The following is a 21,351-nucleotide window of genomic DNA, read 5'->3' on the forward strand; positions in this document are numbered from 1 at the left end:
TTGAAGTGGGTTGATAGTAGTTTTACTACAATCAAAATGCAAGACGCGCTCCAGCGCCGTCCCGCCATGATACGCCCGGCGGCGCGAGGCAACACCCGCCAGTGCTGCGATTGGGAGATTTGTTTGCTTTGGGGCAAAAGGTGTTGCAAAAGCGGCCTGCGTCAGTGAGATGACATGGACAAGGTAAAAGCTGGTGGTAATATAACTACATCTACAAACGTCTCGAGATGGAAGATCAGGATGGATACCCGTACTACGCCAACCCCGGCCTTCGATATGGTCTTGTTCGGCGGCGCCGGCGATCTGGTGATGCGCAAGCTGCTGCCCTCCTTGTATCAGGCGCACGCCGCCGGCCTGCTCAATCAGCAGGGCCGCATCCTGGCGCTGGGCCGCAAGGACTTGAGCCGCGACGACTACCTGGCCTTTGTCGAGAAGAACTCGCGCCAGCACGTCAAAGCCCATTTCGACGCCGCCGCCTGGGACAGCTTCTGTGCGCGGATCGAATACCTGAAAGTGGACGCCTCGCAGCCGCGGGATTTCCCGGCGCTGGCGGACAAGCTCAAGGGCGACGACGACCGCGTGGTGGTCTGTTATCTGGCCACCGCGCCCAATCTGTTCGCCGGCATCTGCGAGAACCTGGCGGCGGTGGGCCTCAATAGCGGCAATGTGCGCGTGGTGCTGGAAAAGCCGCTGGGCACCGACCTGGATTCCTCCAACGAGATCAACGACGACGTGGCGCGCTTCTTCAAGGAAGAGCAGCTGTACCGGATCGACCACTACCTGGGCAAGGAATCGGTGCAGAACCTGATGGCGATCCGCTTCGCCAACGCGCTGTTCGAGCCGCTGTGGCGGCGCGAATGGATACACGATGTGCAGATCACCATCTCCGAAGATCTGGGCGTGGGCAGCCGCGGCGATTTCTACGACGGCACCGGCGCGCTGCGCGACATGGTGCAGAACCACCTGTTGCAACTGCTGTGCATTGTGGCGATGGAGCCGCCGGCCAATATGGAAGCCGACGCGGTGCGCGACGAAAAGCTCAAGGTGCTGAAGGCGCTGCGCCCGTTCAGCGAGCAGGATGTGGCGGCCAAGACCGTGCGCGGCCAGTACAAGGCCGGCGCCGTCGGCGGCCAGCCGGTGGTCGGCTATCTGAACGAGCAAGGCATCCCCGCCGACAGCCAGACCGAAACCTTCGTCGCGCTCAAGGCCGAGATCGACAACTGGCGCTGGGCCGGCGTGCCCTTCTTCCTGCGCACCGGCAAGCGGATGCAGGAGCGGGTCGCCGAGATCGTCATCAACTTCCGCGACGTGCCGCACCAGCTGTTCAACGGCCCGATGAGCGGCAGCCACACCGCCAACCGGCTGGTGATCCGCCTGCAGCCGGAAGAAAGCATCCGCCTGTACTTCCTGGCCAAGGAACCGGGCGACAATATGCGCCTGCAGCCGGCCTACCTCGACCTGGACTTCTATAAAGCCTTCAAAGTGCGCCGCGCCGACGCCTACGAACGCCTGCTGCTGGACGTGATCCGCGGCAAGCTGGCGCTGTTCATGCGCCGCGACGAGCTGATCGAGGCCTGGCGCTGGGTGGAGCCCATCATGGACAGCTGGAGCCGCAGCAGCAATCTGCCGCCCAAGCAGTACACCGCCGGCACCTGGGGCCCGGCGGCGTCCAGCGCTTTGTTATCGCGCGATGGGATAGGCTGGCACGAGGAATGCTGATCCATCTGCTGCGCGTCCCGATCTCGAATGCTGCGATGCTCGCCGTACCATTGTACGGCTGCGCTTCTCGCTTCGACCTCGAGGCGCTCGCGACGATGACCGCACCAGTGTTTGACCTTAACTTCTTACCCGCGGAGCGCCGCTGATGAACTGCGTAGAATTCTCCGATAGCGAGCAACAGTCCACCGCGCTGGCCAATAGCGTGGCCTCGCGCTTGTCCGCCGCCATCGCCAGCCAGGGCGCCGCCGTGCTGGCGGTGTCCGGCGGTAAATCGCCGATCCCCTTCTTCCATATGCTCAGCACCATGGCGATAGACTGGTCCAAGGTGACCGTCACCCTGGTGGACGAGCGTTTTGTGCCGGACAGCCACCCGGACAGCAACGCCGCGCTGGTGCGCGTCCACTTGCTGCGCGACCGCGCCGTGGAGGCGCGCTTCCTGCCCCTGGTCGGCGACGCCGCGGACATCGACGCCGACGTGGCGCGCGCCAACGCCGCTTTCGTTCCGCCCACCGTCGCCATCCTGGGCATGGGCGAGGACGGCCACACCGCTTCGCTGTTCCCCGGCGCCGACGAACTGGCGGCCGGCCTGGACCCGGCGTCCGCCGCCGCCTTCCTGGCGGTGACGCCCAAGACCGCGCCGCACCGCCGGGTGTCGATGAGTTACGCCGCGCTCTTGCGCGCCGGCTGCCTGATCCTGTCCATCCAGGGCGACAAGAAGCGTCAGGTGCTGGACGCCGCCGCCCAGGGCGTCAGCGACGCGCTGCCCATCAGCCATTTCCTGGCTCAGAACAAGGTGGAGCTGGATGTCTACTGGTCTGCCTGAGCAATGGCCGCGGCTACTGGCCGACATCGGCGGCAGCAACGCCCGCTTCGCGCTGGAGACCGCGCCCGGCGTGATCGAGGACATCGAGGTGCTGCCCTGCGCCGGCCATCCCACGCTGCTGGACGCGGTGCGCGCCTATCTGGACCTGGCCGGCGCGCGCGCGGTCGCCCACGCGGCTTTCGGCATCGCCAACCCGGTGCTGGGCGACTGGGTGCAGATGACCAATCACCATTGGGCCTTCTCCATCGAGGCCACGCGCCAGGCGCTGGGCCTGACCACGCTGTTGGTGATCAACGATTTCACCGCGCTGGCGCTGGCCCTGCCGCATCTGCCGGCGAGCGAACTGCTGCAAATCGGCGGCGGCGAGGCGGAAGCCGGCGCGCCGCTGGCGCTGATCGGCCCCGGCACCGGCCTGGGCGTGTCGGCGCTGATTCCGTATCCGGGCGGCCATGCGCCCTTGTCCGGCGAGGGCGGCCACGTCGGCTTCGCCCCCTTCGACGAGCGCGAGGCCGACATCTGGCTTTACGCGATGCGGCGCTTCGGACACGTGTCCGCCGAGCGTCTGTTGTCCGGCTCAGGCATCCCCTTGATTTATCAGGCCTTGTGCGAGCGGGCCGGCGAAACGGCCGCAGCGCTGGACCCGGCCGAGGTCACCGCGCGCGGTCTGTCCGGCGCCTGTCCGCACTGCCGCGAAACCCTGGAAGTGTTCTGCGGCATGCTGGGCGGCGCGGCGGCGAATCTGGCCCTGAATCTCGGCGCCCGTGGCGGCGTGTATCTAGGTGGTGGTATCGTGCCGCGTCTACGCGGTTTTTTTGAACAATCACCATTCCGCCGCCGCTTCGAGGATAAGGGACGGATGTCCGGCTATCTGGCCGCGATTCCGGTCTATCTGATCGTCAGCTCCTACCCGGCTCTGCCGGGCGTGGCCGCCCATCTGGCGGCCGAACTGGCGAGTGCCCGCGCCCGACTCCGGGCGCATCCTGACGACGGCGCGGCAGGAGAGTAAATACATGCTTGAACGTATCAGGAGCCAATTGGAGATCCTGTCCTCGGCCGAGCGCAAAGTGGCCGAGCTGGTGCTGGAACAGCCTTACACCGTGATCCAGGCGGCGGTGGCCGACATCGCCAAGAACGCCGGCGTCAGCCAGCCCACCGTGATCCGCTTTTGCCGCACCGTGGGCTGTTCCGGCCTGCCGGACTTCAAACTGAAGCTGGCCGGCAGCCTGGTCACCGGCGTGCCCTATGTGCATTCCAGCGTGCGCCCGGAAGATCCGACTTCGGAAATCGTCGCCAAGGTGTTCGACAACACCGTGTCCGCGCTGCTCAAGTGCCGCAACGACGTTAATCCGCAATCGATAGAATCCGCGGTCCGCTTGTTGACCGACGCGCGCCGCATCGAATTCTACGGCCTGGGCAACTCCGGCATCATCGCCGCGGACGCCCAGCACAAATTCTTCCGCTTCGGCATTCCCACCGTCGCCTATTCCGACACCCACATCCAGATGATGGCGGCCTCGGTGCTGGGCCCGGGCGACGTGCTGGTGGCGATCTCCAGCTCCGGCCGCACGCTGGAATTGCTGGAGGCCGTGGACGTGGCGCTGTCCGCCGGCGCCAGCGTGGTGGCGCTGACCACCAGCGGTTCGCCGCTGGCGCGCCGCTCCACCGTGGCCTTGATCGCCGACACGCTGGAAGACAATGAAACCTATAGCCCGATGATTTCGCGCATCGTGCACCTGGTGCAGATCGACATCCTGGCGGTGAGCGTGGCGCTCAAGCGCGGGCCGGGCCTGATCAGCCAGCTGGAAAAAACCAAGCACAGCCTGAAGAACCGAAGGCTGGACAACAAAACCGAAGAGGATTGACCATCATGAGCGAACTGACCGAACTACCGGCCTGGCAGGCACTATGGGACCATTTTGCCGAGGCCAAGCACCAGCACATGCGCGATTTGTTCGTCTCCGATCCGGAGCGGGCGGAGCGCTATGCGCTGGAGGTGGGCGGCCTGTTCCTCGATTACTCCAAAAACCGCATTACCGACGACACCCTGAAGGGCCTGATGCAGCTGGCGCGCGAAGCCGGGCTGCCGGCCAAGATCAAGGCCATGTTCAAGGGCGAGAAGCTCAACAGTACCGAAAACCGCGCGGTGCTGCACGTGGCCTTGCGCAACCGCACCAATTCGCCCATCCACGTGGACGGCGAAGACGTGATGCCCAAGGTCAACTCGGTGCTGGAGCGCATGGGCAAGTTCGCCCACGCGGTGCGCTCCGGCGAATGGCTGGGCTATACCAATCAGCCCATCACCGACATCGTCAACATCGGCATCGGCGGCTCGGACCTGGGCCCGCTGATGGTCTGTAGCGCGCTCAAGCCCTTCGGCCACCCGCGGCTGAACATGCACTTCGTCTCCAATGTGGACGGCGCCCAGCTCAAGGAAACGCTGAAAAAGGTCCATTCCGAGACCACGCTGTTCGTGGTGGAGTCCAAGACCTTCACCACCCAGGAGACGCTGACCAACGCGCTGACCGCGCGCGACTGGTTCTTGCAGCGCTCGCGCGATGAAAGCGCGGTGGCCAAGCACTTCGTCGCGGTGTCCACCAACCAGAAGGCGGTGGCGGACTTCGGCATCGACCCGTCGAATATGTTCGAATTCTGGGATTGGGTGGGCGGCCGCTACAGCCTGTGGTCGGCCATCGGCCTGCCCATCATGCTCTACCTGGGCGAGGAGAACTTCACCGAACTCCTCAACGGCGCCCACATCATGGACCAGCATTTCAGAAACGCGCCGTTCGAGCAGAACATGCCGGTGCTGCTGGCCATGATAGGCGTCTGGTACATCAACTACTACGGCGGCGGCAGCCATGTGATCGCGCCCTACGATCAATACCTGCACCGTCTGCCGGCCTTCATCCAGCAGCTGGACATGGAGTCCAACGGCAAGCAGGTGATGCTGGACGGCCAGCCGGTGAATTTCGAAACCGCGCCCATCATCTGGGGCGAGACCGGCATCAACGGCCAGCACGCCTTCTTCCAGCTTTTGCACCAGGGCACCCATATCTCGCCGATCGACCTGATCGCCTCGGTGCAGAACTGCTCCAGCCTGCCCGGCCACCATGAAATCCTGCTGGCCAACGTCTTCGCCCAGGCCGAGGCCTTCATGCGCGGCAAGACCGCGGACGAGGTGCGCGCGGAGCTGGCGGAGCAGGGCCTCAAGGGCGAGGCGCTGGAAGCGCTGGTGCCGCACAAGGTGTTCGGCGGCAACCGCCCCACCAACACCCTGCTGATGAGCCGCTTGAACCCGCGCAATCTGGGCTCGCTGATCGCGCTGTACGAGCACAAGATCTTCGTTCAGGGCGTGATCTGGCACATCAACAGCTTCGACCAGTGGGGCGTGGAACTGGGCAAGCAATTGGCCAAGACCATACACGCGGAACTGACCGGCAAGCTCAAGCACGCCGAGCACGACAGCTCCACCCGCCGTTTGATCGAGCTGTACCGGCAGGTCAACGCCGACGACTGCAAGTGCTGAGCCGGACGGCGGACCAATGAAAACGCGAGGCCGAGGCCTCGCGTTTTGTTTGGATCACGCCCGCTGTGCACGATTTGCCGCGTGGCGGCGATACGGCGTTGAAAACAGCCTCGACATGCTCATGCGCCCTGTGCGCGCTCCGCTTTCTCCGCCGCAACGCCCGGTCTTGCTCGCGAGCTCGTGAATGGGCTGTTATTTCTTAACGACTTCCTGCTCCACCACCATGTCCAGCACCCAGCGGAGGGACGAAGCGTCGGCCGGCGGGTTCGCCACCTTGAATTCCTTCAGGCGCAGACGGTAGGCGATGCCCGGCTCCGGCTTGAAGCCCTCGATCTCGCCGTAGTGCAGCTGCCACGGCTGATCCTTGCTTTCGCGGATCTGCAGGCATTGCATCGGCGCCACGCCGGTGCAGGGCTTGCGCTCGGCGGCCACGTAGACGAAGCGGGTGACGCCGCCTTCCAGCGAGGGCTGGCGGTCAAAGCTCAGCGTCTTGTCGCCGGCCTGCAGGGTCAGCTTGTCGCCGGCCAGCTTGACCGCGGGCTTGGCGCCCAGGAAGGCGGCCAGCGCGCGGTCGCGCTCCATCGCCTCCGGCGGACACATCATCAAGGTGCTGGCCAACTGCTTGCTGACCAGCTTGCCGCCTTCCAGCGACACCGGGCCGAACATGCCGTTGCAGCCGGCGCGGGCGGACACGCCGCCGTCCTTGAAGCTGAGAGTGATCGGGTGTTCGGCGGCGTCCTGCTTCCATTGGCCGGCCAGCGCCTCCAGTTTGATATCCGCTTGGGCGTCCATTTTGGCTCCGGTTTGCGGGGTGGCGCAGGCGCTCAGGGCGGCTGCGGTCAGTGCGGCGAGCAAAAGCGATTTTTTCATTATCGATGTTCCGTGGTTAAGGGCAGGGACGGGCTGCACTTGGAGCGCCCGCCGTTCTCAAGAGTTCAGCGCAGCTTGCTGACTTCCTCGCTGTAAACGATGCGGTCCAGCGTCCAGCGCGAGCCGGCGTCGGCCTGCTCCGCCGGTTTCAGCTTGATGTAATAGCTGACGCCGGGCTTGGGGTGGAAGCCGGCGATTTCGCCTTGCAGCGGCCGCCAGCTCTGTTCCGCGCGTTCGCGCACCTGCAGGCAGTCGCGCGCGGCTTCGCCGTTGCGGCAGGCCTGGCGTTCCGGCGCCACGTACAGGTATTGCAGCTTGGCCGGCTGCGCCGCCGGATCGGCGTCCGGGGTCAGACGCACGAAGCGGTATTCGGCGCGCTCCGATTTCAGCACCAGTTTCTGCGCGCGGCCGTCCGGCAAGACGCGGAAGGGGCTGGAGAGGAAGGCGACGAAGTGCTGCTCCATCTCCATCAGCGGCGGCCGGCAGGCCATGCGGGTGGTGGCCACCTGCGGCTTGCCCTGGGCGTCCAGGGTGCGGACGAAGCGGTTGCAGCCGGCGAAGCCGGTCATCTTGCCCGGGTGGAAAGCCAGGGTGGGCGCCGTTTGGCCCACCGGCGCGGGTTCCACCATCCGCCATTCGGTTCCCTGCAGATTGGGCATGGCCAGCGCCGGCAGCGGCAAGGCCAGCGCGCCCAGCCACAGCGCCGCCAGGCGCCGGGCGGAGAAGCCAGTATTTTGCATTGCCATACTCCATGTATAAACAAAAACTAATATTTGTTTACAATACACCGGGCGGGCGCCGCTTGTGAAGCGCGGCGGGGTGGAAAAGCGGGGATAGAAATAGATGGAAACAAAAAACCGCCCAAGCTTAAAACATTGGGCGGTTTTGAAATGCGGGAGGCATGGGGCGGAGCCTTACAACTGCTCCACTCCCCTGAGCAGCTCCTCCACCACCTTCTTGGCGTCGCCGAACACCATCATGGTCTTGTCCATATAGAACAGCTCATTGTCCAGACCGGCGTAGCCGGCGTTCATCGAGCGCTTGACCACGATCACGCTGCGCGATTTGTGCGCGTCCAGGATGGGCATGCCGTAGATCGGGCTGGTCTTGTCCTTCTGCGCGGCCGGGTTGACCACGTCGTTGGCGCCTATCACCAGCACCACGTCGGTGTTGGAGAAGTCGGAGTTGATCTCCTCCATCTCCTGCACCTGTTCGTAGGGCACTTCGGCCTCGGCCAGCAGCACATTCATATGGCCCGGCATCCGGCCCGCCACCGGGTGGATGGCGTAGCGCACGTTGACGCCTTTCTGATGCAGGATTTCGGCGAACTCCTGCAAGGCGTGCTGGGCGCGGGACACCGCCAGGCCGTAGCCGGGCACGATGATCACGCTGTCGGCGTTGGCCATCAGGAAGGCCGCGTCCTCGGCGGAGCCGGATTTGTGGTTCTTGGGCCCGCCGTCGCCGGCGCCGCCGCCCGTGCCCGCCTCGGCGCCGAAGCCGCCCAGCAGCACCGCGACGATGGAGCGGTTCATCGCCTTGCACATGATGTAGGACAGAATCGCGCCGGAGGCGCCGACGCAGGCGCCGGCGATGATCAGCACCGGATTGTTCAGCGTGAAGCCGATGCCGGCGGCCGCCCAGCCGGAGTAGGAGTTGAGCATGGACACCACCACCGGCATGTCGGCGCCGCCGATCGGAATGATCAGCGTCACGCCCAAGGCCAGCGCGATGGCGAGCATGGTCAGGAAGGCGGCCTGGCTGTCGCTGAGGAAATAGACCACGCCGAAGCCGACCATGGCGACGGCCAGCAGCAGATTAAGCAGGTGTTGGCCTTTGAAGTTCACGGCCTTGGAGCCGAAGCGGCCGGACAGCTTGCCGTAGGCGATCACCGAGGCGGTGAAGGTGATCGCGCCGATGAAGGCGCCGATGAACAGCTCCACCTTTTGCACCTGGGTGTGCTCCACGCCGCTGTGGAAGATGGCCGCCACCGCGATCAGCACCGCGGACAGGCCCACCAGCGAGTGCATCGCCGCCACCAGCTCCGGCATGCCGGTCATTTGCACGGTCTTGGCCTTCCACGCGCCGATGGCGCCGCCGGCGACGATGGCGGAGGCGATCAGCGCCAGCACCGGCTTGTCCATGATCAGCAGCGTGGTGGCCACGGCGATGAGCATGCCTATCATGCCGTAGAGGTTGCCGCGCAAGGCGGAGGCGGGGCTGGACAGGCCCTTGAGCGCCAGGATGAACAGCACCGCGGCTACGAGATAAAGAATTGCGGACAGGTTTTCCATCGTGGTCCCTTATTTCTTCTTTTTCTTGAACATGTCCAGCATCCTCTGGGTGACCAGGAAGCCACCGAAGATATTGATGCTGGCGAGGAAGATGCCGATGGTGCCCAACACCGAGGTGAGGGTGATTTCGGAACCGTTGATGTCCACCACCTGCAGCATGGCGCCGACGATGATGATGCCGGAAATGGCGTTGGTCACCGCCATCAGCGGGGTGTGCAGCGCCGGGGTGACGTTCCAGACCACGTGGTAGCCGACGAAGACGGCCAGCACGAAGACGGTGAGGCTGGTGATGAAAGGATCGACCATCTTGTTCTCCTTAATCGGCGGCGGGGAAGCGGACCTGGCCGGCGTGGGTCACCAGCGTGGCGGACAGGATCTCGTCTTCCAGATTGAGGTTCAGGCCTTCCGGGGTCAGCAGCAGGCCGAGGAAGGTCAGCAGGTTCTTGGCGTACAGGCTGGAGGCGTCCGCCGCCAGCAGGCCGGGCAGATTGGTCTGACCGACGACGGTGACGCCGTTGTCCAGGCGCACGGTCTCGCCGGGGCGGGTCAGCGCGCAGTTGCCGCCGGTTTCCGCCGCCAGGTCCACGATCACCGAACCGGGCTTCATCTCCGCCACCACATCGGCCGACAGCAGCTTGGGCGCCGGCTTGCCGGGGATCAGCGCGGTGGTGATCACGATGTCCGCCGCCTTGGCGTGCTTGGCCACCAGTTCGCCCTGGCGCTGGCGGTAGCTCTCGGACATTTCCTTGGCGTAGACGCCGCTATTGGCCATTTTTTCTTCCTCGCTCATCGGCACCTCGATGAACTTGGCGCCCAGCGATTCCACCTGCTCCTTGGTGGCCGGCCGCACGTCGAAGGCCTCCACCACCGCGCCCAGGCGCTTGCCGGTGGCGATGGCCTGCAGGCCGGCCACGCCCACGCCCAGGATCAGCAGCCGCGCCGGCTTCACCGTGCCGGCCGCGGTCATCAGCATGGGCATGAAGCGCGGATAGTGCTGGGTGGCCAGCAGCACCGCGCGGTAGCCGGCGATATTGTTCTGGCTGGAGAGCACGTCCATGCTCTGCGCGCGGGTGCTGCGCGGCAAGAGCTCCAGCGCGAAGGCGGAGACGCGCTTGGCGGCCAGCGCCGGTAGGCTGTGGTTGTGATAGGGGTTGAGCTGGCCGATCAGCGCCGCGCCGTCCTTCAGCGCGGCGATGCCGTCCTCGTCCAGCGGGCGTACCGTCAGTACGATGTCGGCCTGGGCCAGCGCCGCGGCGCGGTCCGCCGCGATGGCGGCTCCGGCTTCCTGATAGGCCGCGTCCGGCTGCGCGGCCGCGAGGCCGGCGCCGCTTTCCACCGTGACGGCGTGGCCGCCGGCGACAAGCTTCTTCACCGTGTCCGGCGTAGCGGCCACGCGGTGTTCACCGGCCAGCCTCTCGGCTGGGATAGCGATATGCATGGTCTTCCTTTCCTGCGATTAGATAACAAAGTTTCCAGATAGCGAACGCCCGTGCGGCGCAAAATCGAACGAGCGTTTGAATTCAATTAAAGGCATGCGGGATTTTTCCGCGCAACACTTATATTGCCGACCGTATACCGTCGGACAATTTCGACAGTGAAAGGGCCGGATGCTAGCAAAACCCTACAGCAGCGATGTGACGTGAATCAGACAGAGGCCAGTCAGCGGCTGTTGGAGCGGGAATGCGGAAGAAAGACGGCGAAGCGGCCGTTGGCGGGCAGGCGGAACAAGGCGCGGAGGCGGGTGCGGCCGGTCGACGCGCATATGCTGCCGGCAAGGCTTATGCAGGACACTAGCGTTGATGGCGCGGCTTGTAAAGCTGCGACAAGCGCCAGTTGTCAGCCGGCGCGCGCGGCGGCGGCGGCGGGCGCCGGCTGTTGCGCGCGCGCGACGGCGGGGCCGGCTAGGAGGCCGGCCGCTGGGCTTCCGCCAGCAGCCGCGCCACGGTGCCGTCCTGCAGCATGGAGCGCATCGCCAGCGAGATGCGGCGCTTGTACGGGGAGCGCGGAGACAGGCCGATGCGGCGCGGCTCCGGCGAATACAGCAGCAGCGGCGCGCGTCTCACGTGCTGGCGGAATTCGGCTTCGGCGGCCAGCTCGGCGGTTTGGCGCTCGTCGGCGATCAAGGCGTCGATGCGGCCGGCCTTGAGCTTGCGGAAGTTGGAGTCCAGCGACGGGGCCGGCTCGCGCCGCAGGCGCAGATCGCCGTCGAACTCGTCCTGATAGCGGACGCCTTCCACCACGCCGATCAAAAAGGGATAGAGCTGGCGATAGCTGCGCAGCGGCCGCGGGTCGTCGGCGCGCTGGTACAGGGCCAGCCGGCTGCCGCTGGCGAAGGCGGGTTCGATGAAGTCGATGAATTCGCGGCGGGAGGCGGTGTTCTTCACGCCGATCACCACATCGGCCTTGCCCTGGCGCAGGTATTGGAGGCAGCGCGCCAGCGGGCAGGGCAGGAAGACCAGCCGCAGCTTGGCGCGCCTGGCCACCTCCCGCATCAGCTCGGTGTACGGACCTTGCGGCACGCCATGGGCGTCCATGGTCTTCCAGGGCGGGAACAGATTGTAGGCGAAGACCAGTGTCGGCTCCGCCGCCGCGCACTGCATGCCTGCCAGCAGGCAGACCAGAGCCAAAAGAGACTTGAGTTTCACAATGATGAACAGGTGCGAACGGGCGTCGGCGGCCCCGCGCTGCCGACTGCGGCCAGTGGGTCATTATCGGACGGCCTGGCGCGGCGCGGGCGGAAAAATTCACCGTTCCGAAAAAAACCATGGAAACAATATGGTATTGGAAATGTCCGCATCGGCAACCTGTCCCATTGGCTGGCGCGGCGCGGACCGGCGTGGATCGCCGCGCGTCGGCTTGCCGTTTTCAGTGGATGAACGGTAGGCTGTTGATTGTAAACATGTTTAACGAAGGCGCGCCATGGGTTTCATCATTGCCGCGGACAAGGGCTGAGCATGCGGGATTTCAGCTTTGTGCTGCTGCCCGAGTTTTCCATGCTGGGTTTGCTGGCGGCCACCGAGCCCTTGCGCGTGGCCAACCGCTTTCACGGCGGCGCCTATCGCTGGCGGCTGCTGAGCGTCGATGGCCGGCCGGTGGTCGCCAGCAACGGCATGTCCTTGGCGGCGCATGGCGCCTGGGGCGAGTCGGAGGCGGCCGACGCGGTGCTGGTGGTGGCCGGCTTTCATCCGCTGCGCCACGGCGGCGCCGGCCTGCTGGCCTGGCTGCGCGCTCAGGACGCCGCCGGCCGGGTGTTGGGCGGCATCGACACCGGCTGTTTCATCCTGGCCGAGGCCGGACTGTTCCGGCAGCAGCGGCTGACCCTGCACTGGGAGGCGCTGCCGGCGTTCCGCGAGCGCTATCCCTTGCTCAACGCCACGCAGGAGCTTTACGAACTGGGGCCGCGGCGCATCAGTTCCGCCGGCGGCACCGCCTCCATCGACATGATGCTGGCCCTGATGGCGCGCAGTCATGGCCATGATCTGGCGGTGCAGGTTTCGGAGCAATTCGTGCTGGGGCGCATCCGCGCCCAGAGCGATCATCAACGGCTGGAACTGGGCGCGCGTTACGGCGTGCACAGCCGCAAGCTGATCCAGGCCCTGGCCCTGATGGAAAAACATATGGACGCGCCGCTGGACAGCGCGGCCCTGGCGGCCGGGGCGGGGGTGACGGCGCGCCAGCTGCAACGCTTGTTCCGCGCCCAGTTGGGCGCGGCGCCCAATGTCTTTTACCTGGGCCTGCGCCTGGAACACGGCCGGCGCTTGCTGCGCCAGAGCGGGCTCAACGTCACCCAGGTCAGCGCGGCGTGCGGCTTCGAGTCCGCCAGCTACTTCGCGCGCGCTTATCGCCGCCGCTTCGGCTGCGCGCCGGGGACGGAGCGGCGCGAGGCGTGAACCGCTTCTCAGCGCATCTCGATGCGGCGGCCGCAATCCTCGGGCCAGGGCAGGCCGGCTTGTCGCCGCGCCAGCGCGTCCAGGCTGTGCCGCACCGGCGCGGAGAACGGCGCGCTCCGGCCCAGCCCGGGGTCCACATTGAGCAGCATCAGCTCGCAGCCGGCCGCGGCGTCGGCTTCCTCGTCGCGATGCAGGCTCAGATAGAGCCGCAGCCGCTTGGCGTCGTGCTCCAGCAGCCGCCCCTCCACCCTCAGCTCGGCTTGTTGGCGGATTTCGCGCAGATAGCGCAGATGCAGCTCCGCCGTGTACAGGGTGTGGCCGCCGCGCTCGTGCGCCGCGGCGTCCATGCCGATGCGCTCCATCAGCGCGTCCACCGCGTGGCTGAACACCAGCAGGTAATAGGCGTCGCGGACATGACCGTTGTAGTCCAGCCATTCCGGCCGCGTTTGCGCGCGGAGCAGAACAAGGCGCTTATTCATGCGCGGCCAGCCCATGCTTGCGCTTGGCGGCCGCCACCGCTTCCATGATTCCAATCAGGCAGTCGTCGCGATAGCGTTCCAGATCGGCGATGGAGCGTTGGCCCAGCTGGCGCGCGCAACCGTCCACCACCCGGTCTATCAGCGCCTCGCTCAAGTCCGGGGCCGGCAGCCGGGTCCAGGGCAGTTGCAGCGCCGGGCCGAACTGGCTCAGAAAGTGGCGCATGCCGGCTTCGCCGCCGGCCAGGGCGTAAGTCTGGAAGGTGCCCATGAAGGCCCAGCGCAGGCCGGCGCCGAAGCGGATGGCGTCGTCGATTTCACCGGTGGTGGCCACGCCGTCGTTGACCAGGTGCAGCGCTTCCCGCCACAGGGCCTCCAGCAGCCGGTCGGCGATGAAGCCGGGCACCTCGTGACGCACGCGCAGCGGCCGCATGCCCAGCGCCGTATAGACGCGCTCGGCGGCGTCCAGCGCCTGCGGCGCGGTGTCGCGCCCGCCCAGCACCTCGACCAGCGGCAGCAGATAGACCGGATTGAAGGGGTGGCCCACCACGCAGCGCGCCGGACGGCGGACATCCTGGTAAAACTCGGAAGGCAGCAGGCCGGAGGTGGAAGAGGCGATGATGACCGTCTCCGGCGCGGCCGCGTCGGCGCGGCGATGCAGCTCCCGTTTCAGCGCCAGCGTTTCCGGCGCGCTTTCCTGGATGAAGTCGGCGGCGGCGGCGCAGTCTTCCAGCCGGGAGACGAAGCGCAGCCGCTCGGGCGCGGCGCCGGCGGCCAGGCCGCGGCGTTCCAGCGCCGGCCAGGCGCGCTCCACTTGGGCGCGCAGACGCGCTTCGGCCTGCGGCGCGGGGTCCCAGGCCAGCACGTCGCGGCCGGCCGCCAGCGCGCGGCAGGCCCAGCCGCCGCCGATGACGCCGGCGCCCAGCAGGCCCAGGGTGGCGATGTCGGTACGGTGCATCTCAATCTCCTTTTACGCCGCGCGGCGGCAGGCCCAGGCGGATCCGGCCTTCCGCCGGCGTCAGCACCCGCGCGCCCATCAGGTCCAGCAATCGCCGCGCCTGTTCCACCAGCGCGCCGTTGCTGGCGTACACCCCTTTGGCCAGATACAGATTGTCTTCCAGCCCCACCCGGACATGGCCGCCCAGCAAGGCCGCTTGCGCCACCATGGGCATTTGCAGCCGGCCGATGCCGAAGGCCGCCCACTGCGCGCCCGGCGGCAGGCTGTCCACCATGGCCTTCATCGTGGTGGTGTCGGCCGGCGCGCCCCAGGGGATGCCCAGGCAGAGCTGGAACAGCGGCGGCGCGTCCAGCAGCCCCTCGCTCAATAATTGTTTGGCGAAGCGCAGGTGGCCGGTGTCGAACACTTCCAGCTCCGGCTTGACGCCCAGTTGCTGAATGCGTCGCGCGGCGTCGCGCAGCTGCCCGGGCGTGGCCACGTAGAGGAAGTCGCCGTCGCCGAAGTTGAGCGTGCCGCAGTCCAGGGTACAGATTTCCGGGCGCAGTTCCTCCACGTGCAGCAGGCGCTCCAGGCCGCCGACCAGGTCCGTGCCCGGCCCCAGCGGCAGCGGCCGCTCGCCGGGGCCGATCTCCACGTCGCCGCCCATTCCGGCGGTCAGATTCAGAATCATGTCCACGCCGGACGCGCGGATGCGGTCCACCAGCTCCCGATACAGCGCCGGCTCGCGGCTGCCCTTGCCGGTGAGCGGGTCGCGCACATGGCAGTGCACCACGGTGGCGCCGGCGCGGGCCGCCTCCACCGCGGCGGCGGCGATCTGCTTAGGCGTGACCGGTATCGCCGGGTGCTTGCCCACGGTGTCGCCGGCGCCGGTGACGGCGCAGCTCAGCACGATGTCCCGGTTCATGGCCCATTCCCTTCGCCTTGGCGCAGATAGGCCTGGACCGCGGGCAGGCCGGCTTTGCCGTCAAAGGAGGAGACGCCGTCCAGCCAGCGTTCCAGCGGCTGAGGGTTGGATTGCAGCCATTGGCGCGCGGCGCGCGCGGGCGGGACCCGCTTGAGGATGGCGTTCATCACCTGGTTTTCCATGTCCAGGCTGAAGCGCAGCTGGCTGATCAGCTTCCCGGCGTTGGGACAGCGCTGCATGAAGCCGTTGGCCACCACGGTATAGACCTTGGAGCCGCCGTATTCGGCGCCGAAGACCTGGTCGCCGCCGGCCAGATAGCTTAGCCGCATCAGGTAGTTCATCGGATGCGGCTCCCAGGCGAGGAACACCACCATGCGTTGTTGCCGGATGGCGCGGGATACCGCGGCCAGCATGCCGCTTTCGCTGGACTCCACCAGGGTGAAGCCTTTCAGGCCGAAATCGTTGTTGGCGATCATCCGCTTGATGATGGCGTTGCCCTGGCTGCCGGATTCTATGCCGTAGATCTTGCCGTCCAGCTGTTTGCGAAAGCGCGCGATGTCGGCGAAGGTGCGCAGGCCCTGCTCCGCAAGCTGGCTGGGCACCGCCAGCGTGTATTTGGCGCCGCTCAGATTGGGCTCGGGCAGCACTTGCAGCGCCTTGGCCTGTAGAAAGGGCGTGATGGCCGGCGTTTGCGACGGCACCCAATAGCCCAGATACACGTCGATCTGCTGGTTCTTGAGCCCGGTGAAGGCGATGGGCTCCGAGGCGAGCTGGGTGCTGGGCTGGTAGCCCAAGCCTTGCAGCACGGCGGAGGCCAGGCCGGTGGTGGCCGCGATATCGGTCCAGCCGATGTCGGCGAAGCGTATCTTGCGACAGCTTTCCGGCTCCGCGGCCCAGGCCTGGGCGGCCAGCGCGCCGCACAGCAGCGCCAGCCAGGGGGTGGTGAGTTTCATGTCGGCTTCTCCCGCAAGCGGTTCCGTCGCCGACGGGCAGCGTCGGGCCGCTGGGTTGGAAGGCATGGCCGTGACCATGTCGACGCCGCGGACTCGGAGGGAGCCGGAGCGCAAGGACCAATCTAGGCGGGCGGCGCCGAATAGTAGCGCACGGGAGCGACCAATGCCGTCACCCGGGCGACCGGGCCGGCCTCGACGAGGGAGGCCGGCGCCGGTTGCGGAACCCGGGTTTACGGGGTCAGGTACTGGCTGCCGTCATAGGAGCCGACGAAGGTCCAATTGCTGTTGCTGACGCCGGTGGTGGGAAAGTAGCCGTAGTTCGCGTTCTTCAGCACGAAGTAGTCGCGCGTGGAGCGATAGGGGTTGTCGTAGACATAGACGTCCCCCACCGTGCCGGTTCGGCTGTCGCTCCAGCTGTTCAGGCGGCTCTTGCGCTGCGCGGTCAATATCGCCAGATCGTAGGACTGGGTGGCGGACAGCGGGGCGCCGTTATAGCTGTCCAGGAACTGCCAGCCGGCGTTGCTGCCGCCTTCGGTCGGGAAATAGCCGTAGCTGGCGGTTTTCAGCTGGAAGTAGTCGCGGGTGTTGCGGTAGGGGTTGTCGTAGACGTAGACGTCGCCCGGCGTGCCCGCGCGGCTCTCGCTCCATTTTTGCAGCGCACCCTTGTTGTAGGCGGCCAGAATCATCGCGTCGTAGCCTTGCGCGCCGGGGCGGCGCAGCTGGATGGCGCTGCCCAGCGTCATCTGGGTGACGCCGTCGCTGACGGTGACGCGTATCGGCGCGTACGCGCCTTGCAGCGCCTGAGCGGGCGCGGTCAGCGTCGCCGTCGCGCCATTGCCGGGGGATCCGCCGAAACCGGTCGGCACCTGCCACTGGTAACGCAGGGTCTTGCCGCCGGCGTTGACGACCCGCGCCTCCACGTTGAACGTGCCGCCGGCGTTGACAGCGGCCGGCAGCGACACGCGTCCGGCCAGGCCCTGCTGTTCCAGCGGATAGCGATAGAGCAGGTTTTCGTCGCGGTTCAGCCAGATCGGCTGCGACAGGACGGGCAGGCTGCTCACGGTTTGCCGGGTGCTCGAGTTGGCCTTCAAGCCCCATTTGTCGAAGAACGGGGTCAGATTCTGGCCGGCGACGCGGCTGGTTTCGATGATGAAGCGCTGGCGCTTGTCCTCGTCGCTGGCGGGCAGTTCGGCGAAGGGCATGCTGCGGTAGCGCTGTCCCAGGCGGCTGTAGAAGTCCTTGCCGAAAGCCAGGTCCAGCTGCCAGAACATCGCCGCGCGCACGAACAAGTCCGTTTGCGCCTCGTAAGACGGCTGCGCCTGGTTCAGGTGCTGGCGCACCAGGTCCCATTTGCCGCCGGTTTCCAGCCGCGAACGCTGGCCCAAGGCGCGCTGCACATAGAGCGAGGTCAGGTTCACCGTCACCTCGGTCTGGTCGTTCCAAGTCATCGCCGGCATCTGGTAGTGATGACCCAGCTCATGCCAGGGGCCCCAGCCGTCCTGCTGCAGCAATTTGGAGTTGGCCACCGAGCCGGCGCCGCCGACATTGGTGCCCAGCCAGTAATTGCTGGCCGACATATAGCCGCCGCTGCTGTCCGGCTTGGTGACGAACTGGTATTGGAACGGCGTCGCCGCGTGCGGGTAAGGATTGCCGGCGGCCAGGCCGTATTGTTCCTCGGCCAGGGTGACGATGCGATCCCACAGCGTCATGGCGGCGGCCGGATCGTCCACTTGCTGGCGCAGGATGGGCAGCGGCATGGTCACGATCATGCGCTTGCCCACCAGCTCCGCGTAGGGCTCGGCCGACAGGCGGTTCAGCATGGCGTTCCAGTCCGCGCTGCTGTGCTGACCCAGCACGAAACGCGGTATTTCGCGGCCGCCGCTTTGCAGCGTGGCCACGATTTTGCCGCTGCCGGGCTGGCTGCGCGGCGCGAAATAGATCACGCCGTCGTTCTGCGCGGTGATCTGATTGAGGCCGGGGCGCAGCTGGACCACCTGATTGGACGGCATGGCGCTGTTGGCGTTGGCGATAGGCACCAGCCACAGCTCCGGGGGCAGATTGGGCGGCGTGCCCTGATAGGCGATATTGACGCTCAGCGCTTCGCCCTTGCGGGCCCAATAGCCGGTGGACTGGGTGGGATGGGTGAGGAAGCCGCGGCGGTGCGCCAGCAGCCATTCTCCCGGATCGCCGCGCTGTTCCAGCGTCAGCTGGCGCGGCGCGTCGGCGAAGGCGGACAGAGAGGGCAGGCTGGCGGCCATCGCGGCGCCAAGCCACAGACAGGAACTGAGCTTAAATGCGTGCATATTTCTCTTATTCCATCAGGCCATGCCGGACTGCTGCGGGCGCAGGGCACGGCCTGTCCAGTTGCGGGTTGCGCCCTGGCTCCCGCCGGCATGAAGGGCGGGAGCCTACCCACTGGAGTCCGCTTCTTATTCCAAAGTTCTTATTTTATTCAGGTAAATATTTACTTGGGACTAACTGGATTTATTCAGCGCATTGACATTTTTAGTCGAGAATTCGGCTAAAAGCGGCTCATAAAAACCGCTCTCGCGGTTGAGGCCAATCGGCGCAACGCGGCATCAGCGCTTGGCTAGCGGCTTAAGAGCCGCTAACAAAACTCAGTTTTACGGCTGAGGCAAGTCGGCGCAACGCAGCATCAGGAGTTTTGTTAGCGGGTCTAAGCGCTACGCCGCGCTCAACGCACCACCAGCGCCTTCACCCGCCAGGCCAGCTTGGCGTCGATGTCGGCGGTTTGCAGTTCGCGGAAGTCGTTGAGCGGATACATCATCCACTGGCTGAAGCCCATCTCCTCCAGCGGCCGGCCATTGATGCGCAGCGCCAGGATGGGCTGATAGCGGCTTTGGTCGCCGGGCGGAATCACCACCTTGTACTGGTCTTCTGTGACCACTTCCACCGGCCGCCCGGTCGCGCCCACGGCGCGCAGAATGGCGGAGAGCGTGGGGCCGGTAAAGGCCGACTTCGGCGTCCAGGTGGTCTTGGTCTGGATGGTGCGCTGCTGCAGGCGCTCCAGATCGGCCTTGCTGAAGTGGTATTCGCCGGCGCGGGTCTGATTGGACACCTTGATCTGGCCGGTGACCACCAGCGCCGGCGGCGCGCCGGCCAGCGCTAGCGCGGCGCAGAACATGGACAGGAAGGCGGCAAAGGGCAGGACGGATCTCATGGGGATGGGCTCCTGAAGGCATGGGGGATGTCAGTGAAGATGACATTTTAACCATGGGAATCCATTGTCATGCTTGTTGCAAAGCAATGAAAACGAGCTCTTTGCGGGCTGGCCGCCGGCATGAGGCGGCGCGATTTAAATTCTGATTTGGAAAATCATCATTCAATCAATTGGTGGTTTTGATTGGAATCGTCCCTCCAAATATTAATTGACTTGCCATTTGCATATTATTTTATGTTATGGTTTATTTGTATAAATATCCGTCGCCAAACTTGGATATTAATATATTTACTCTAGGATAACTGTCCAATAGGGCAGTCAATTCAATTCGCAAGCCTGTCTATAATCTCGCCCCTTCTGAGTACGCCGATGTCATTCTTCGGCGCTGCTTGATCACCGAAACAAATGCCGCGCAGTTCACTTTTCCGCGTCGTTTTTTATTGTCGGTTTTAAATGGTCCGTGTTTTTTATAGGGCCGCCATTAAATTACCTAGATATTTTATGAGTCAAAACTCAATTCAATCCCTGCTGCCTATTTCCCGGGGCCGGGCGCTAGGCTTTTGCCTATTGCTGGCCGCTTTTGAACTGCTGACGTATATCGGCAGCGATATGGTGATGCCGGCCATGTTGCAAGTCGTCGCGGACTTGAACGCCGACGCCCGCCACGTGCCCACCGCGCTCAACGCCTATCTGCTGGGCGGGGTGGCCCTGCAATGGCTGATTGGCCCATTGTCCGACCGTTACGGCCGCAAACCGCTGCTGGTGGCCGGCGCCGTCGGCTTCGCCCTGGCCTGTCTCGCCGCCGTCGGCAGCCGCGACATCGAGCTGTTCAATCTGCTGCGCTTCATCCAGGGCCTGTCGCTGGGCTTCGTGATGGTGGTCAGCTATCCGGCGCTGCAAGAAGCGTTTCCGGAAAAAGACGCGGTGCGCCTGATGGCCTTGCTGGCCAATATCGCGCTGCTGTCGCCGCTGGTCGGCCCGCTGCTGGGCAGCTTGTTGCTGGGCCTGCTGCCCTGGCGCGGCCTGTTCGCGCTGATCGGCGCGCTGGCGGCGCTGGTGGCCGTCGGCCTGTGGCGCTGGATGCCGGAAACCCTGGGCGCGGAGCGTCGCGACGGCAGCCGGCTGGCGGCAAGCCCGCTGCGCCTGGGCCGCAGCGCGCGCCAGTACGCGGCGCTGCTGCGCAACGCCCCCTTCATACAGGGCAGCGTGGCGCTGGGCCTGCTGTCCATTCCGCTGGTGGGCTGGATCGGCCTGTCGCCCTTGCTGCTGATGCGCGGCCTGGGCCTGTCCGGCATTGAATACGGCCTGTGGCAGCTGCCGGTGTTCGGCGGCCTGATCGCCGGCAATCTGACCTTGAACCGGCTGGCGGCGCGCCTGGAGCTGGAGCGGGTGCTGCGGCTGGCGCTGCTGCCCTTGTTCGGCGGCCTGGCGACGATGCTGGCGCTGACCTGGTCCAGCGGCGCGCTGCCGGCGCTGGCGGCGGGCCTGACGCTGTACGCCTTCGGCCTGGGCCTGGGCCACGCCACCCTGTACCGCTTCACCCTCTACGCCAGCGACAGCGGCAAGGGCGCGGTGGCGGCGATGCTGGGCATGATCTCCACCGCCTTGCTCGGCCTGGGTTGCAGCGCGCTGGCCTGGCTGGGCGCAGGCGCCGGCCTGCAAGCCTTCGCCGGCTGGGCCGCGCTGGGCGCCGGCCTGGCGGCCTGGCCGCTGTGGCGCTTGCTCAAGCAGCGCGCTTACGCGCTGCAAGCGGCTTGAAT

Annotated in this window: 20 protein-coding genes; 8 read left to right on the forward strand and 12 right to left on the reverse strand. The window is 65.9% G+C overall.

Annotated features, from left to right (window positions below; all coding sequences use genetic code 11):
* Positions 1–240 precede the first annotated feature (240 nt).
* The 6 genes from zwf to pgi are packed head-to-tail and all read left to right on the forward strand — an operon-like array spanning position 241 to position 6,068.
* Positions 241–1,719 carry a glucose-6-phosphate dehydrogenase gene (gene zwf / locus JC616_RS00250; RefSeq protein WP_107801510.1) on the forward strand — a complete coding sequence of 493 codons (1,479 nt, stop codon included), beginning with the start codon at positions 241–243 and terminating at the stop codon, positions 1,717–1,719.
* A complete protein-coding gene (locus tag JC616_RS00255; RefSeq protein ID WP_227106039.1) occupies positions 1,713–1,865 on the forward strand; it encodes a hypothetical protein in 153 nt (50 codons plus the stop codon). Before zwf ends, JC616_RS00255 begins: the two co-directional genes overlap by 7 nt.
* Complete coding sequence (gene pgl, locus JC616_RS00260) at positions 1,865–2,542, forward strand: 6-phosphogluconolactonase (RefSeq protein WP_107801509.1); 678 nt, start codon at positions 1,865–1,867, stop codon at positions 2,540–2,542. The genes JC616_RS00255 and pgl overlap by 1 nt, the downstream gene beginning before the upstream one ends.
* Positions 2,523–3,548, forward strand: coding sequence for a glucokinase (locus JC616_RS00265; RefSeq protein ID WP_227106040.1), 1,026 nt, complete (start codon positions 2,523–2,525; stop codon positions 3,546–3,548). The genes pgl and JC616_RS00265 overlap by 20 nt, the downstream gene beginning before the upstream one ends.
* A gap of 4 nt (positions 3,549–3,552) precedes the next feature.
* Positions 3,553–4,404, forward strand: coding sequence for a transcriptional regulator HexR (gene hexR / locus JC616_RS00270; protein ID WP_048415130.1), 852 nt, complete (start codon positions 3,553–3,555; stop codon positions 4,402–4,404).
* A gap of 5 nt (positions 4,405–4,409) precedes the next feature.
* Positions 4,410–6,068 carry a glucose-6-phosphate isomerase gene (gene pgi / locus JC616_RS00275; protein WP_107801507.1) on the forward strand — a complete coding sequence of 553 codons (1,659 nt, stop codon included), beginning with the start codon at positions 4,410–4,412 and terminating at the stop codon, positions 6,066–6,068.
* A 192-nt stretch (positions 6,069–6,260) separates the two neighbouring features.
* On the opposite strand, the gene JC616_RS00280 is transcribed toward pgi, so the two are convergent.
* The 6 genes from JC616_RS00280 to JC616_RS00305 all read right to left on the reverse strand — a co-directional run bounded on the left by JC616_RS00280 (position 6,261) and on the right by JC616_RS00305 (position 11,856).
* A complete protein-coding gene (locus JC616_RS00280) occupies positions 6,261–6,938 on the reverse strand; it encodes an META and DUF4377 domain-containing protein (RefSeq protein ID WP_227106041.1) in 678 nt (225 codons plus the stop codon).
* Between the two features lie 65 nt (positions 6,939–7,003).
* Positions 7,004–7,678, reverse strand: coding sequence for an META and DUF4377 domain-containing protein (locus JC616_RS00285; protein WP_227106042.1), 675 nt, complete (start codon positions 7,676–7,678; stop codon positions 7,004–7,006).
* Between the two features lie 174 nt (positions 7,679–7,852).
* On the reverse strand, positions 7,853–9,229 hold the full coding sequence (locus JC616_RS00290; protein ID WP_107801504.1) for an NAD(P)(+) transhydrogenase (Re/Si-specific) subunit beta: 1,377 nt from the start codon (positions 9,227–9,229) through the stop codon (positions 7,853–7,855).
* A 9-nt stretch (positions 9,230–9,238) separates the two neighbouring features.
* Positions 9,239–9,535 (reverse strand): proton-translocating transhydrogenase family protein, encoded by a 297-nt coding sequence (locus tag JC616_RS00295; RefSeq protein WP_019101645.1) that lies wholly within the window; start codon positions 9,533–9,535, stop codon positions 9,239–9,241.
* Between the two features lie 10 nt (positions 9,536–9,545).
* Entirely contained in the window at positions 9,546–10,667 is a 1,122-nt protein-coding gene (locus JC616_RS00300; RefSeq protein WP_107801503.1) for a Re/Si-specific NAD(P)(+) transhydrogenase subunit alpha, read from the reverse strand.
* A 463-nt stretch (positions 10,668–11,130) separates the two neighbouring features.
* A complete protein-coding gene (locus JC616_RS00305; protein WP_227106043.1) occupies positions 11,131–11,856 on the reverse strand; it encodes a substrate-binding periplasmic protein in 726 nt (241 codons plus the stop codon).
* Positions 11,857–12,183: 327 nt separating this feature from the next.
* Here JC616_RS00305 and JC616_RS00310 point away from each other — a divergent pair, with 327 nt between their 5' ends.
* Positions 12,184–13,119, forward strand: coding sequence for a GlxA family transcriptional regulator (locus JC616_RS00310; protein WP_227106045.1), 936 nt, complete (start codon positions 12,184–12,186; stop codon positions 13,117–13,119).
* An 8-nt stretch (positions 13,120–13,127) separates the two neighbouring features.
* On the opposite strand, the gene JC616_RS00315 is transcribed toward JC616_RS00310, so the two are convergent.
* The 6 genes from JC616_RS00315 to JC616_RS00340 all read right to left on the reverse strand — a co-directional run bounded on the left by JC616_RS00315 (position 13,128) and on the right by JC616_RS00340 (position 19,591).
* Positions 13,128–13,598, reverse strand: a complete 471-nt coding sequence (locus tag JC616_RS00315; RefSeq protein ID WP_227106047.1) for a thioesterase family protein — start codon at positions 13,596–13,598, stop codon at positions 13,128–13,130.
* Positions 13,591–14,553, reverse strand: coding sequence for an L-carnitine dehydrogenase (locus JC616_RS00320; protein WP_107801499.1), 963 nt, complete (start codon positions 14,551–14,553; stop codon positions 13,591–13,593). The genes JC616_RS00315 and JC616_RS00320 overlap by 8 nt, the downstream gene beginning before the upstream one ends.
* Before the next feature lies 1 nt (position 14,554).
* A complete protein-coding gene (locus tag JC616_RS00325) occupies positions 14,555–15,457 on the reverse strand; it encodes a BKACE family enzyme (RefSeq protein ID WP_227106049.1) in 903 nt (300 codons plus the stop codon).
* Positions 15,454–16,410, reverse strand: a complete 957-nt coding sequence (gene choX / locus JC616_RS00330; protein WP_227106051.1) for a choline ABC transporter substrate-binding protein — start codon at positions 16,408–16,410, stop codon at positions 15,454–15,456. The genes JC616_RS00325 and choX overlap by 4 nt, the downstream gene beginning before the upstream one ends.
* 230 nt (positions 16,411–16,640) lie before the next feature.
* The gene (locus tag JC616_RS00335; RefSeq protein WP_227106054.1) at positions 16,641–18,713 is read right to left on the reverse strand and encodes a M60 family metallopeptidase; all 2,073 of its coding nucleotides are present in this window, start codon (positions 18,711–18,713) and stop codon (positions 16,641–16,643) included.
* A 392-nt stretch (positions 18,714–19,105) separates the two neighbouring features.
* Positions 19,106–19,591, reverse strand: coding sequence for an oxidoreductase (locus tag JC616_RS00340; RefSeq protein WP_107801495.1), 486 nt, complete (start codon positions 19,589–19,591; stop codon positions 19,106–19,108).
* A 501-nt stretch (positions 19,592–20,092) separates the two neighbouring features.
* Here JC616_RS00340 and JC616_RS00345 point away from each other — a divergent pair.
* A complete protein-coding gene (locus JC616_RS00345) occupies positions 20,093–21,349 on the forward strand; it encodes an MFS transporter (RefSeq protein WP_227106056.1) in 1,257 nt (418 codons plus the stop codon).
* Positions 21,350–21,351: the final 2 nt, after the last annotated feature.

The organism is Chromobacterium rhizoryzae, from assembly GCF_020544465.1.
Lineage (GTDB): Bacteria > Pseudomonadota > Gammaproteobacteria > Burkholderiales > Chromobacteriaceae > Chromobacterium.

What these genes read in the sequence shown, in the direction of transcription:
- zwf (WP_107801510.1), top strand. Translation starts at nt 241, where the DNA reads ATGGATACCCGTACTACGCCAACCCCGGCCTTCGATATGGTCTTGTTC.
- JC616_RS00255 (WP_227106039.1), top strand. Translation starts at nt 1,713, where the DNA reads ATGCTGATCCATCTGCTGCGCGTCCCGATCTCGAATGCTGCGATGCTC.
- pgl (WP_107801509.1), top strand. Translation starts at nt 1,865, where the DNA reads ATGAACTGCGTAGAATTCTCCGATAGCGAGCAACAGTCCACCGCGCTG.
- JC616_RS00265 (WP_227106040.1), top strand. Translation starts at nt 2,523, where the DNA reads ATGTCTACTGGTCTGCCTGAGCAATGGCCGCGGCTACTGGCCGACATC.
- hexR (WP_048415130.1), top strand. Translation starts at nt 3,553, where the DNA reads ATGCTTGAACGTATCAGGAGCCAATTGGAGATCCTGTCCTCGGCCGAG.
- pgi (WP_107801507.1), top strand. Translation starts at nt 4,410, where the DNA reads ATGAGCGAACTGACCGAACTACCGGCCTGGCAGGCACTATGGGACCAT.
- JC616_RS00280 (WP_227106041.1), bottom strand. Translation starts at nt 6,938, where the DNA reads ATGAAAAAATCGCTTTTGCTCGCCGCACTGACCGCAGCCGCCCTGAGC.
- JC616_RS00285 (WP_227106042.1), bottom strand. Translation starts at nt 7,678, where the DNA reads ATGCAAAATACTGGCTTCTCCGCCCGGCGCCTGGCGGCGCTGTGGCTG.
- JC616_RS00290 (WP_107801504.1), bottom strand. Translation starts at nt 9,229, where the DNA reads ATGGAAAACCTGTCCGCAATTCTTTATCTCGTAGCCGCGGTGCTGTTC.
- JC616_RS00295 (WP_019101645.1), bottom strand. Translation starts at nt 9,535, where the DNA reads ATGGTCGATCCTTTCATCACCAGCCTCACCGTCTTCGTGCTGGCCGTC.
- JC616_RS00300 (WP_107801503.1), bottom strand. Translation starts at nt 10,667, where the DNA reads ATGCATATCGCTATCCCAGCCGAGAGGCTGGCCGGTGAACACCGCGTG.
- JC616_RS00310 (WP_227106045.1), top strand. Translation starts at nt 12,184, where the DNA reads ATGCGGGATTTCAGCTTTGTGCTGCTGCCCGAGTTTTCCATGCTGGGT.
- JC616_RS00315 (WP_227106047.1), bottom strand. Translation starts at nt 13,598, where the DNA reads ATGAATAAGCGCCTTGTTCTGCTCCGCGCGCAAACGCGGCCGGAATGG.
- JC616_RS00320 (WP_107801499.1), bottom strand. Translation starts at nt 14,553, where the DNA reads ATGCACCGTACCGACATCGCCACCCTGGGCCTGCTGGGCGCCGGCGTC.
- JC616_RS00325 (WP_227106049.1), bottom strand. Translation starts at nt 15,457, where the DNA reads ATGAACCGGGACATCGTGCTGAGCTGCGCCGTCACCGGCGCCGGCGAC.
- choX (WP_227106051.1), bottom strand. Translation starts at nt 16,410, where the DNA reads ATGAAACTCACCACCCCCTGGCTGGCGCTGCTGTGCGGCGCGCTGGCC.
- JC616_RS00335 (WP_227106054.1), bottom strand. Translation starts at nt 18,713, where the DNA reads ATGCACGCATTTAAGCTCAGTTCCTGTCTGTGGCTTGGCGCCGCGATG.
- JC616_RS00340 (WP_107801495.1), bottom strand. Translation starts at nt 19,591, where the DNA reads ATGAGATCCGTCCTGCCCTTTGCCGCCTTCCTGTCCATGTTCTGCGCC.
- JC616_RS00345 (WP_227106056.1), top strand. Translation starts at nt 20,093, where the DNA reads ATGAGTCAAAACTCAATTCAATCCCTGCTGCCTATTTCCCGGGGCCGG.